Annotated in this window: 11 protein-coding genes; 7 read left to right on the top strand and 4 right to left on the bottom strand. The window is 60.3% G+C overall.

What is annotated here, in order from left to right:
• The first annotated feature begins 186 nt into the window (after nt 1-186).
• From hppD to JFT58_RS20695, 6 genes are all read left to right on the top strand, one after another.
• Complete coding sequence (gene hppD / locus JFT58_RS20720) at nt 187-1,263, top strand: 4-hydroxyphenylpyruvate dioxygenase (RefSeq protein ID WP_034127483.1); 1,077 nt, start codon at nt 187-189, stop codon at nt 1,261-1,263.
• Between the two features lie 233 nt (nt 1,264-1,496).
• Nucleotides 1,497-2,060: a fimbrial protein gene (locus JFT58_RS20715; protein ID WP_034127482.1), complete on the top strand. Its 564-nt coding sequence runs from the start codon at nt 1,497-1,499 to the stop codon at nt 2,058-2,060.
• 93 nt (nt 2,061-2,153) lie between these two features.
• Complete coding sequence (locus tag JFT58_RS20710) at nt 2,154-2,945, top strand: fimbrial biogenesis chaperone (RefSeq protein ID WP_229999370.1); 792 nt, start codon at nt 2,154-2,156, stop codon at nt 2,943-2,945.
• Nucleotides 2,946-3,013: 68 nt separating this feature from the next.
• Nucleotides 3,014-5,686: a fimbria/pilus outer membrane usher protein gene (locus JFT58_RS20705; protein WP_054898440.1), complete on the top strand. Its 2,673-nt coding sequence runs from the start codon at nt 3,014-3,016 to the stop codon at nt 5,684-5,686.
• A 64-nt stretch (nt 5,687-5,750) separates the two neighbouring features.
• A complete protein-coding gene (locus tag JFT58_RS20700) occupies nt 5,751-6,785 on the top strand; it encodes a fimbrial protein (RefSeq protein ID WP_080757688.1) in 1,035 nt (344 codons plus the stop codon).
• Complete coding sequence (locus JFT58_RS20695; protein ID WP_052199965.1) at nt 6,782-7,564, top strand: fimbrial biogenesis chaperone; 783 nt, start codon at nt 6,782-6,784, stop codon at nt 7,562-7,564. The genes JFT58_RS20700 and JFT58_RS20695 overlap by 4 nt, the downstream gene beginning before the upstream one ends.
• Here JFT58_RS20695 and rarD read toward each other — a convergent pair.
• From rarD to JFT58_RS20680, 3 genes are all read right to left on the bottom strand, one after another.
• Complete coding sequence (gene rarD, locus JFT58_RS20690) at nt 7,533-8,414, bottom strand: EamA family transporter RarD (RefSeq protein ID WP_034127481.1); 882 nt, start codon at nt 8,412-8,414, stop codon at nt 7,533-7,535. The genes JFT58_RS20695 and rarD overlap by 32 nt on opposite strands.
• Before the next feature lie 36 nt (nt 8,415-8,450).
• The gene (locus tag JFT58_RS20685; RefSeq protein WP_054898441.1) at nt 8,451-9,461 is read right to left on the bottom strand and encodes an aldo/keto reductase; all 1,011 of its coding nucleotides are present in this window, start codon (nt 9,459-9,461) and stop codon (nt 8,451-8,453) included.
• A gap of 76 nt (nt 9,462-9,537) precedes the next feature.
• Complete coding sequence (locus JFT58_RS20680; RefSeq protein ID WP_054898442.1) at nt 9,538-10,440, bottom strand: LysR family transcriptional regulator; 903 nt, start codon at nt 10,438-10,440, stop codon at nt 9,538-9,540.
• A 101-nt stretch (nt 10,441-10,541) separates the two neighbouring features.
• On the opposite strand from JFT58_RS20680, the gene JFT58_RS20675 reads away from it, so the two are divergent.
• Nucleotides 10,542-11,246: an SDR family oxidoreductase gene (locus tag JFT58_RS20675; protein WP_054898443.1), complete on the top strand. Its 705-nt coding sequence runs from the start codon at nt 10,542-10,544 to the stop codon at nt 11,244-11,246.
• Nucleotides 11,247-11,294: 48 nt separating this feature from the next.
• On the opposite strand, the gene JFT58_RS20670 is transcribed toward JFT58_RS20675, so the two are convergent.
• Complete coding sequence (locus tag JFT58_RS20670) at nt 11,295-12,605, bottom strand: MFS transporter (protein ID WP_054898444.1); 1,311 nt, start codon at nt 12,603-12,605, stop codon at nt 11,295-11,297.
• Between the last annotated feature and the right edge of the window lie 8 nt (nt 12,606-12,613).

The raw sequence follows: 12,613 nt of genomic DNA, 5'->3' as shown, positions 1-12,613 counted from the left end.
GACTTGCGCTCACGCAAGCCTCGGCCGTCAGAGACTGATGACACCATGAAGCTACTTGGCTCCCCCCTCATCTTTGGTGACTTCCTCGCCCGCAGCGTGCGAGGCCTTTCTTGTGCGCCACCCTCCAGCCTCATCCTTGCTTGCAACTAAACAATTGCTACCCACAAGAATGATGAGGCACCGAACATGACCGACCAACTCGACAACCCAATGGGCCTGATGGGCTTTGAATTCATCGAATTTGCATCGCCCACCCCAGGCACCCTGGAGCCGATCTTCGAGATCATGGGTTTCACCAAAGTGGCGACCCACCGTTCCAAGAACGTGCACCTGTATCGCCAGGGCGAGATCAACCTGATCCTCAACAACGAACCCGATAGCCTCGCTTCTTACTTCGCGGCCGAGCATGGCCCGTCGGTGTGCGGCATGGCGTTCCGCGTCAAGGACTCGCAACAGGCCTACAAACGTGCCCTGGAGCTGGGCGCCCAGCCGATCCACATCGACACCGGCCCGATGGAGCTGAACCTGCCGGCGATCAAAGGCATTGGCGGTTCGCCGTTGTACCTGATCGACCGGTTCGGCGAAGGCAACTCGATCTACGACATCGACTTCGTCTACCTCGAAGGTGTTGATCGCAACCCGGTAGGCGCTGGCCTGAAGGTCATCGACCACCTGACCCACAACGTCTATCGCGGGCGCATGATCTATTGGGCCAACTTCTACGAGAAGCTGTTCAACTTCCGCGAAGCGCGTTATTTCGATATCAAGGGCGAGTACACCGGCCTGACCTCCAAGGCCATGAGCGCGCCGGACGGCAAGATCCGTATCCCGTTGAACGAGGAGTCGTCCAAGGGGGCCGGGCAGATCGAAGAGTTCCTGATGCAGTTCAACGGTGAGGGTATCCAGCACGTCGCGTTCCTCACCGACGACCTGGTCAAGACCTGGGATGCACTGAAGAAGATCGGCATGCGCTTCATGACGGCGCCGCCAGACACGTATTACGAAATGCTCGAAGGCCGCCTGCCGAACCACGGTGAACCAGTGGACCAGTTGCAATCGCGCGGCATCCTGCTGGACGGCTCGTCGATTGCCGGTGACAAGCGTCTTCTGTTGCAGATCTTCTCGGAAACCCTGATGGGCCCGGTGTTCTTCGAGTTCATCCAGCGCAAAGGCGACGATGGGTTTGGCGAGGGCAACTTCAAGGCACTGTTCGAGTCGATCGAGCGCGACCAGGTGCGTCGTGGGGTCTTGACCGCCGACTGATCCATGTGAGGCCGGGCAGGCTGTTCCGGCGCTTCACGCACAGGCTCCGTATCGAAAGGTACGGAGCCTTTTTTTGCCTGCCAAACAGGTCTGACCGATCTTGTAACAGACAAATCCTCGGGGCAGGGGAACGGAGTCGACATGGCTTCCACTCAGGAGTGACGCAAGAGCTGATCTTCTCCTGTGTCGCAACCTTGCGTTTCGCGAACCCCAATTGTGAGGAAAGACTGATTATGACAAAACAAACTCTGGCGGCTGCAGTGCTCGCTTTGTGCGGCTTCGCTGCCAGCTCCGCGCATGCGGCAGACGGTACCATCACGATCACCGGCTCGGTCAGTGGCACCACCTGCACCATCAGCGGCGGTACCGGGGCCTCGCCAGGCTCAGGCGCCAACTTTCCGGTAGTGCTTGACCGCGTACAAACCTCGGCTCTCAAGGCAGCAGGCGATACGGCAGGCGCCAAGCGCTACTTTGTGTATGTGGGCGGCTCGGGCGGGTGTCCGGACGGTACCAAGGTCGCCGTACGTTATGAACCGACCAGCCCTGGCATCAACCCGGCAACCGGCAACCTGCGTAACACGGCAACGGCGACACCCGCCTCCCGGGTAGAGGTACAAATTCTCGATGGGGCTTCCAACACGCCAATGGACTTGCGCACAGGTAATAACTCGACCGTTGCCACCGTTACCAGTGGTCTGGCGACCTTGCCGTTTTACGCACGCTACATCGCCAACGGCGGAGCGGCAGGCGCGGGCAATGTCACCAGCAGCGTGCAGTACTCGGTCACCTTTCCTTGATGCAGCCAGGCTGATGACCACTGCGTTTGTTGCCTGAGATCCTCGCTCGACCCAGTGGTCGGGCGCAGGACAACCGTTTTCAAGGATTACCTGATGCAGGATTTACTGATGATCTTGAGTCGTCGTGTGGTGCGGGTCGCGCTGAGCCTGGCCTTGGGGATGGCATCGCACACGGTGCACGCGGGAGTGGTTATCGACGGTACGCGACAGATTTACCCCGAGCCGCGACGTGAGGTCACCGTGCGAGTAACCAATGATGACAAACACGCGCCCCGCCTGGTCCAGGCGTGGCTGGACGCGGGTGACGCGCAGGAAGCGCCGACACTGAGCGATGTGCCTTTCGTCCTGTCTCCTCCGGTATTTCGCCTGGACGCCGGCAAAAGTCAGTCCATGCGCCTGTCCTACACCAAGGCACCGCTGCCGACGGATAGAGAGTCGCTGTTCTGGTTGAACGTACTCGAAGTGCCTGGCGCTGCCAGTGAGTTTGACCCCACGCTTGAAGACAGCCAGCGGAATCACTTCAAGTTCGCGTTTCGTATCCGCACCAAAGTGTTTTTTCGTCCGGCGCAGTTACCTGGAACACCCGAGGAGGCGCCTGGGCTGTTGCGCTGGTCCGTGGAACGGGGCGCCCAAGGCAGCGTGATACAGGTGCATAACCCCTCGGCGTATCACGTCACCTTCAACGACATTGTCCTGCTCATGGGCTCTGGTCCCGAAGCGGAAAAACTGTCCCTGACGGAGGGCATGGTGGAGCCAGGAGGCACGTTGAAGGTGCCGGTGCCGAAAGCCGCGAAGGTAATACCCGCCGATGCGCGGGTGGATTTCACTTACATCAACGATTTCGGCGGCTTTTCATCCGCGCAGCCTGCTGTATTGCACCGCTGAACGCGGCCCCTAAACGTTGCTGATGGCAAGCAAACGTACATTTCTCAGCGTCCACTGAAGTCATAACTATGCCTAGTCACATCCAAGTACGGGTGCATCGCTGCGCCCCGATTTTGCCATTCCAGCATCGCACGATAATGCTGGGCGGTTTGATGAGTGCGGCCGTGATCGCCAGCGATGTCGCGCTTGCGGCTGAGTTGAGCTTTGATCTGAACGCATTCTCCAGTGGCCTGGCGTCGTCGGTTGACACGTCACGGTTCAATACCAGCAACCAGATGAGCCCTGGCGTATACCGCGTAGATATCGTAGTCAACGGCCAGACCCTGGGGCGCAGGGAGGTGGAGTTTGTTGCGGCCCATGCAAAGACCGGGGCGCAGCCGTGCTTGAGTCGTGAAGTATTGGAAAAAATCGGTATCGCGATGGATAAAGTCGATACTGATGCCCATGGGCGCGAACTCTCGAACCCTGCCGCCGCCGGCCAGTACTGCGGCGACCTGGGGCAGTGGATTCCGATGGCATCCAGCACGTTCGATCCGGGTGCACTCGAGTTGGCGGCCAGCGTGCCGCAGGCCTACATGAAGCGTTCCATGCGCGGCTACATTGACCCCGAGTTGTTGGATGAGGGCATTGCCGCCGGGCTGCTCAATTACAACTTCAGTACCAATACGGTCACCGCAGGTGAAGGTGACGGTCGTACTTACCTGGGCCTCAATGCCGGTATCAACCTGGGTGCATGGCGCTTGCGACATCAGGGCGCCCAGGCCTGGGGCAACCGCACTGGCTTTGAGACTTATCAGAACACGTCCACTTATGTACAGCGCAGCATCATCCCCTGGCAGTCACAACTGACCCTCGGAGACACCTTCAGCAACGGACAGATTGTCGACGGGGTGCGCGTGCGGGGCGTCACTCTGGCCACCGACGACCGGATGCGCCCGCAGACGCAGCAAGGTTACGCACCGCAGGTTCGGGGGACGGCCGACAGTAATGCAACGGTCACGGTCAGCCAGAACGGCTACACCATTTATGAGACCACGGTGCCGCCCGGCCCCTTTGTTATCAGTGACCTGCATGCCACCGGCTACGGTGGTGATTTGATCGTCAGCGTGACCGAAGTCGACGGGCGTCGGAACACCTTCGTCGTGCCGTACTCGGTGGCCCCGCAGTTATTGCGCGCCGACGCGACAAAGTACAGCGCCACCTTGGGTAAGGTGCAGCAAAAGGGCGTTGACGCGAAGGGCGCCAACGTCTTTCAAGGCACTTTGCAGCACGGTTTGACCGATGATCTGACGGTCTACGGTGGCGGTAGTGTTTCCAAAGGCTATGAACAGGGAAAGCTCGGTATCGCGTTGAATACGTCCTTCGGTGCGTTCTCTCTGGACACTGCCACCTCCCATACCGAGGTGCCCGATCATGGGCGCCAGTCCGGGCAAAGCCTGGGGCTGGGTTACAACAAAAGCCTGCCGGCCTCGGGTACGCATTTTGCGCTGGGTGCGTATCGGTTCTCCACCGAGGGTTACCTGAACCTGCAGGATGCACTGAATGTGCGCGAAATCGCGAGCCGGGCAGGTGACATCAACAGCTATGCCCGGCAAAAAAGCCGGCTCGACATGACAGTCAGCCAGCAGTTGGGTATCGGCACCTTGAGCTTGTACGGCAGCTCCGTCGACTATTGGGGAGGACAGGAAGGGCGCCAGGTTTCATTCACCGCCAGCTATGGCTCGACCTGGAACAAGGTCAACTGGAACCTGTCGGCACAGCGCTCCAGGGTCCAGGACACGCGACAACTGACCCAAAGCGAGCTCAGCGACGATGTGTTTTTCGGGCGTATCGGCCAACCCGGGCGTATCGATAACCGCTACATGCTCACACTGTCGATGCCGCTGGGGGGCGAATCGCGAGCGCCGACGATCAATACTTCGTTCTCCCGGGACACCGGTGATACACGGGGCAGCCAGCAGCAGGTGGGCATCAACGGGTTCCTGGGCGAGGACACCGCGCTCAACTACGGTGTTTCAGCCAGCCGCGCAACCAGTGAAAGCACGCACTCCGGCCAGTTCAACACCTATGCCGGCTATCGCACGGATGCCACCCAACTGCGTGCCGGATATAGCCAGAGCCGCGATAGCTCGCAGCTTTCGTTTGGCGCCGATGGTGGGGTGGTCGTTCATGCCGAAGGTATCGCGTTCTCGCAAAGCCTAGGCGAAGCCTCGGCGCTGGTGCATGTGCCAGGTGCAGAAGGGGCCAGGCTCGGGGGGAGCAGCGGTGCACGGGTCAACAGCAGCGGGTTCGCTGTCGTGCCCAATCTGACGGCGTTCCAGAATAATACGGTGGAAATCGATCCGGAAGGCATGTCGATGGATGTAGAGCTCCAGGAGTCGACGCGCAACGTCGTACCGACCTCGGGCGCAGTATCGCTGGTCAAGTTCGACACGCTCAGTGGTCGGGCGGTACTGGTCAAGGGCGTCCACGAGAATGGCAGCCCGCTGCCATTTGCAGCACAGGTATTTGATGCGCAAGGGCGTGAGGTAGGCGTGGTGGGGCAGGCCAGTAAAGCCTTCGTCCGAGACATCCCGCAGGAAGGTCGTCTGACCGTCAAGTGGGGCAGCAAAATCGCCGAGCAGTGCGATATCTACTACCACATGCCGCCAATCACCGAGGGCCAACGACAGGCCACTACCGATTACCTTCAGGGGGTGTGCGTGGCAAGCCAAGGGCGCCAGGTTGCGGGGCAGCTATGAGTGAGTGCCGATGGATGACTGTTGCGGCGCATGACTTATTCGATATGACAGAGGTGTTGTTTTCATGACTAGGTTTTCACTTGCCAGCGTGGTGCTGGGAGGATGGATGGTGGCGCTGGAAGCTCAAGCGATCACCTGTGCCCCCGGCCCGGCGGTGAATATTTCCATTCCCCCGATCACGGTTGCGGCCGGGCAGCAAATCGGGCAGGTGGTCGGGTCCGCCAATGGCTATCGCTTCGACAGTCCTCCATCGTCCGCGCTTCGGTGTACCACACGAATTGCTTTAGGGGCACAGGCCAGGCTGGCACTGGTCAATAGCACGCCGACGGGCCGGACATTTTTCGCTAGCGGGCTTTCAATGCCAGTGTATGCCACCAATGTGCCTGGGGTGGGGTTTGCCCTGATGGCGAGGGACCCGAACCGGCCGTTCATGGCCATCAACACGGCAGGTGTCACACTCATTGTTGGAGATGCCAGAGCAAGGCCCATCGTCCTTGGGCTTGATACCCGAATTTATTTTGTCGCCACAGGCGCCATAACGGGTGGCACGATCACCGCCAGAAACATTGCAAGGTATACGATCACCGGCACGCCCATCACCGGCGCTGGCTATTACGCAGTGAACTTCTCCAACGTCACCATCAATGCGCCACGAAAACCCACCTGCAGGGTCTCAACACCTTCGGTCGCCATGCCTATGCCGGCCGTGGCTGCTCGTGATTTTCGCGGCGTGGGCAGTTTCGCCGGCAGCGTGACCCGCAATATCACACTGTCATGTGCGGGTGGCATCGGCGGGGCAACGCGTGACGTATTTGTGACGGTGACAGACCAGACCGTGCCGGCTAATCGCAGCGACGTACTGTCCTTGACCCGTACCTCTATGGCCAGTGGCGTTGCTCTGCAATTACTACGGGGGAACACGCTGGTGCGCTACGGGGCTGACTCCACGACGATTGGGAACCCGAATCAGTGGCTGGTCGGCAGTACTGGCAATGCGACTGTCCAGATCCCTTTGACCGCACGTTATATCCAGACCGCCTCCTCGATCCGTCCCGGCAGCGCGAACGGGTTGGCGTCATTCACAATGAGCTACCGATGAGCAGCGCGCTTTGGCGCGGGGGCCTGGGCGTGCTGATGAGCTTGCAGGCAATCGCCGTGCAGGGCGAAATCGTGATTGACCGCACGCGTGTCATCTACCCGGTTACCGCGCGCACGGTGGTGGTCAATCTGCACAATGAGGCTGACGGTCCGCGCCTAGTGCAAGCGTGGATCGATGATGGCGATGCGATGGCGGCACCCGAGAACAGTGATGTGCCGTTCACGATTACGCCACCCATCGCCCGTATGAACGCGGGTACCGGGCGCGCCTTGCGGATCATGCATGATCAAACGCCAAAACAGGTGGCAGACCGGGAGTCGGTGTACTGGCTGAACGTACTGGCAATCAGACCGAGCGTTGAGGCATCCGATGAAACCAACGCCCTGCAATTTGCCTTTCGTACGCGGATCAAGCTTTTCCTCCGGCCCGCCCAATTGCCGGGAAAGGTACAGGACGTGGTTCATGCGCTTCAATGGTGCCTAAGCCGAGGGGACGACGTGGGGTTGGAGGTGCTCAACCCCACGGCGTATCACGTGACCTTGTCTGGTGTGGTTCTGACACTCGGTGGTGTGGAGCATCACAGCGAAGATCCGCCGATGGTTGCACCTTATGCTACTGCACGGGTTGCGATACCTGAGTTGCCTAGCGGCGACCTATCCGGCCCGCAATTACAGTTCACCACCTTGGATGATGATGGGGCTACTCAACATCATCAAGCACAGTTGCAGTTTGTCGACTGTTCGTCGGTCAAACCCTACGCTGCCGCACCAGATGCTTGAACCCTTCGAACACCAGCACCATGACCGCGATCCAGATCGGGATGTAGGTCAGCCATTGGCCTGCCTTGATCCCTTCACCCAGCAGCAGCGCCACCACCAGCAACAGCACTGGCTCGACATAACTGAGCAGCCCGAACAGGCTGAACGCAAGCAGCCGGCTGGCGATGATATAGCTCACCAACGCCGAAGCGCTGATCAGACCCAGTATCGGGATCAGCGCATACAAATTGGGGTGGGCATCCATCACTGCAAAGCCCTGTTCGCCGCTTTGCACAAACCACCATGCCACCGGCAGCATCAGCGCCATGTCCAGCCACAGGCCGCCCAGGTGGTCGGTCTTGAGGTATTTACGCACGATAAAGTACAGCGGGTAACCGATGATCACCACCAGCGTCGCCCAGGAGAACCCACCGGCCTGGTATAACTCGTTGAGTACCCCGAGCCCGGCAAAAAACACCGCGATCTTTTGCAGGTAGGAAAGCTGTTCGCCCCACACCAGGCGCCCGGTGAGCACCATGGTCAGCGGCAGCAGGAAGTAACCGACCGACACATCCAGGCTGCGCCCGTTCAGTGGCGCCCACATGAACAACCACAGCTGCACGCCGAGCAAGGCCGACGACACCAGCACACCGCCGATCAGCCGTGGCTTGGCCGCGAGCATGCGCAGCAGTTCCCAGACCCGGCGCCACTCGCCGCTGACAAGCATGAACACCGTCATGCAGGGCACGGTGAGCAACATGCGCCAGCCGAAAATCTCCAGGCCACTCAAGGGCGTTAGCAGTGATGTGAAGTAATACATCACGGCAAACAACACCGAAGCCAAGACCGATAACACCACACCTTTAGACACGTTGTCCTCGCGAAAGCCAATTATTGCGCGGGTAGTCTACAGGCGTGCCAATCGACCGGATACAAAATGCCCGACATCGTTGAAGCCGGGCGAGGACGAATGCCCCGGCGTGACCAGCGAATCAATGAACGCCTCGTCTTCAGCGCTGATCTTCACCGCCAGCGCCCCGGTGTAGGCGTCCCACTGCGCCTCGGTCCGTGGCCCGACAATCGCCGAGCTTACCGCCGCATTGTTCAGCACCCAGGCGATTGCGAACTCGACGATCCCCACGCCACGCCCTTGGGTGTATTGCTGGATCTGCTGGGCAATGCGCAGTGATTCAATTCGCCACTCGGTTTCCAGGATGCGTTTATCCTGGCGCGCGGCACGGCTGCCGGCCTCGGGCGTGACATCCGGTGCGTACTTGCCGCTGAGGACCCCTCGGGCCAGTGGACTGTACGGCACCACTCCCAGGCCGTAGGCCGCTGCAGCGGTGATCTGCTCGACCTCGGCCTGGCGATTGACGATGTTATACAGCGGCTGGCTGATGATGGGTTTATCGACGCCCAGGCGTTCGGCCACGCGAATCACTTCAGCGATGCGCCAACCCCGGTAGTTGGACAGGCCCCAATAGCGGACCTTGCCCTGGCGGATCAGGTCACCCATGGCGGACACGGTGACCTCCAACGGCGTGTCGTGGTCTTCGCGGTGCAGGTAGTAGATGTCCAGGTAGTCGGTATCCAGGCGTGCCAGGCTGGCGTCCAGCGCGTTGAACAGACGCTTGCGGCTCAAACCGCTGCGGTTGGGCACGCCGTCGGTAGGGCCGAAGCCGACCTTGGAGGCCACCACCCAGTCCTGGCGGTTGCGTGCAATCGCCTCGCCGACGATTTCCTCGGAGCGCCCGCCTGTATACAGGTCCGCCGTGTCGATGAAATTGATGCCCTGGTCCCAGGCCTTGTCGATGATGCGCAGCGAATCTTCGGTGCTGGTCTGTTCGCCAAACATCATGGTGCCGAGGGTCAGAGCGCTGACCTTTAACCCGGACTGGCCCAATGTGCGGTAATTCATGCAAAGCTCCTCACGCAAATGTAAGTGATGCAATACCAGACCCGAGCGCTCTGGAACAAGCCCTGGGGGCATTTCTTCATGTGCGTAGCAAAGTCAGGCAGCGGGCCTGTAAAAAACGGTGCAGCACTTTCACGCGTTCCGACACTTGCAGGCGGTGCGGGCACATCAGGTTGAACGGCGCGGGTTCGCCTTGCCAGTCGGGTAGCAAGGGCACCAACCGCCCAGCCTGAATATCACGGGCCACATCCAGGTTGGCCTTATAGGCAATGCCATGCCCCGCCAACGCCCAGCGGCGGACAATCTCGCCGTCATCGCTGAGGTAGTCACCGCTCACCTCGACTTCTTGAAGCAACGCCCCCTGGCGGAAATACCAGGTGCTATTGGCCTGGCCCCGGCGCATATAGCGCAGCGTGCTGTGGTGGGCCAAATCTTCGGGCGTATGCGGAGTACCGTGGCGCGCCAGGTAGTCGGGGCTGGCGCAGGCAATGCGATGGTGATCGGGCACCACCGGCAGGGCCACCAGGCTGGAGTCTCTAGGCACGCCAAAGCGCAAGGCGATGTCGACCGTGTCGCGAAACAAGTCGGCATTGCTGTCGTTGAGCAACAGTTGCAGACGGATGGTGGGGTGCTCCAGCTTGAACTCATCCAGCCAGCCCAGCAGCACATTGCGACCAAAGTCCGAGGGCGCGGCCAACTGCAATAAACCACTGAGGCTCTGGCCCTGTTGCTTGATGGCGTGCTCGCCGTCCGACAGCGCCTCCAGTGCCACCCGCACACTGTCCAGGTAACGCCGGCCTTCTTCGGTCAGGCGCATGCTGCGGGTGGAGCGGGCGAGCAGGCGGATGCCGAGGCGGGTTTCAAGGCGCTTGAGGGCAATGCTGGCCGCCGCCGGCGTGAGGCCAAGGCCACGGGCGGCGGCCGTCAGGCTGCCGGTGTCGGCGCTGCGCACGAAGACTTCAAGGTCGAGAATGGAGCTCATTGATAAAAATCCTTTAAAGATCTTGTCGTTTTACCCGGATTTTTCATCGATTGCCAAGCTGGGAAGATGAACGCTCACTTTCTGACCCAGGTAGTTTTCTCATGACCTCTTCTCTGAGCGGTAAAACCATCATCGTCATCGGCGGCAGCAGCGGTATCGGCGCGGCAGTGGCCCAGGCAGCCTTGGCGCGAGGCGCGCATGTGATCGTGGCCGGGCGCCGCTTGGCGCCAGGTTCCGACAGCGGGCTGCGCAGCGAGCCGGTGGACGTCACCGACAGCGCCTCGTTAACGCAACTGTTCGAAACCGTGGGGCGCTTTGACCATCTGGTCTACACCTCGGGGCCTTCGGTGCGGGCCAAGCCTTTGATTGAAACAGACCTGGATGAAGCCCAGGACAACTTCGATGTGAAGCTCTGGGGCGCACTACGCGCCATTCAACACGCGCTGCCCTTTTTGCACGAACAGGGCAGCATCACCCTGACCTCGGGCCAGTTGGGGCGCAAGTTGGCGGCAGGGCAGTTCATCAAGACGGGCATTAACGCTGCGACCGAGGCCTTGGGCAAACAACTGGCCAAAGAACTGGCGCCGCGTCGAGTCAATGTGATCAGCCCTGGGGTGATAGACACACCGGCCTATGCAGGGCTTGGCCAAGAGCAACGCTTGGCAATGTTTGCCAAGGCGGGCCAAGGGTTGCCGGTTGGGCGGGTAGGGCAGGCTGAAGAAGTGGCGGCGGGGTATGTACTGGCCATGGAAAATGGCTTTATGACCGGTGCGGTGGTTGATATCGACGGTGGCGGCCTGTTGTAAATACATGGTCCAAGTGGGAGGGAGCAGATCCCTCCCACGTTGAAGGCGTCAGGCCTTGAGCGTGCGCGTCATCCGCAATGCAAGAACACTGCCGCCCACAATCACCGCCGCCAGCAGGTACAACGCCACATCCGTAGACCCGGTGGCATCCTTCACAAAACCCACGATATACGGGCTGAGAAAACCCGCCATCTGCCCCATGGAGTTGATCAACGCCAAGCCACCCGCCGCCGCACCCGCGCTGAGCATGGCGGTGGGCACCGGCCAGAACATCGGCAGGCCGGTCAGGGCGCCCATGGTGGCGATGGTCAGGCCGAGAATGGCGATAGCGGGCGTAGTGGCGAAGTTAACGGCGATCACCAGGCCGATGGCGCCCATCAACATCGGCACCACCAAATGCCAGCGGCGCTCCTTGCGCAGGTCGGCGGAGCGGCCCACCAGCAACATGAACACCGCCGCCAACAGATACGGGATCGCGCTGAGCCAGCCAATCACCAGGTTGTCGCTGAAGCCCATGTTCTTGATGATCGACGGCAGCCAGAAGTTGATCGCATACACCCCACTCTGGATGCAGAAGTAGATCAGACCGAATGCCCAGATCGCCGGGTTCTTGAACACTTCGGCCAGGGAGTCGCTGGTGGTTTTCGGCTTGTTAGCCAGGTCTGTGGCCTGGTCCGCTTCCAGTACCGCACGCTCATGGGGCTTGAGCCACTTGGCGTTGGCGAAGCTGTCACTGAGCAGGAAGTAGGCGAGGGCGCCGAGGACCACGGTCGGGATGCCTTGCAGCAGGAACATCCACTGCCAGCCCGCCAAGCCACCTTGGCCTGCGGCAAAGTGATTCAGAATCCAGCCGGAAAACGGGCTGCCGAGCAAACCGGACACCGGGATCGCCGACATGAACAGTGCCATGATTCGCCCACGGCGGAAGGTCGGAAACCACTGCGAAAGGTACAACACCACGCCGGGGAAGAAGCCCGCTTCAGCGGCACCGGTAAACAGGCGCAGGGTGTAGAAATGCGTGGGCGTGGTCACAAACAGCAGGCATGTGGAGAGCGTACCCCACACGATCATCATCAATGCGATCCAGCGCCGCGGGCCAAACCGGGTCAGCGCCAGGTTGCTCGGCACGCCGCATAGCACGTAGCCGATAAAGAAAATCCCGGCTCCCAGGCCGTATACAGTTTCACTGAATTTCAACGCGTCGAGCATCTGCAGCTTGGCAAAGCCAACGTTTACCCGGTCGAGGTAATTGAACAGATAGCAGATAAAAATGAAGGGGATCAGGCGCAGGGTAATGCGCTTGTAGATGGCGTTTTTATCGTCATCGCTGGCCAGTGCGGCAGTGGCGCTCTGTGACATGGGATTCT

This window comes from Pseudomonas sp. MF6767 (assembly GCF_016405475.1).
GTDB lineage: Bacteria > Pseudomonadota > Gammaproteobacteria > Pseudomonadales > Pseudomonadaceae > Aquipseudomonas > Aquipseudomonas paracarnis.
The sequence above is the reverse complement of the archived record's forward strand: the minus strand, read 5'-3'. Positions and strand labels throughout refer to the sequence as shown.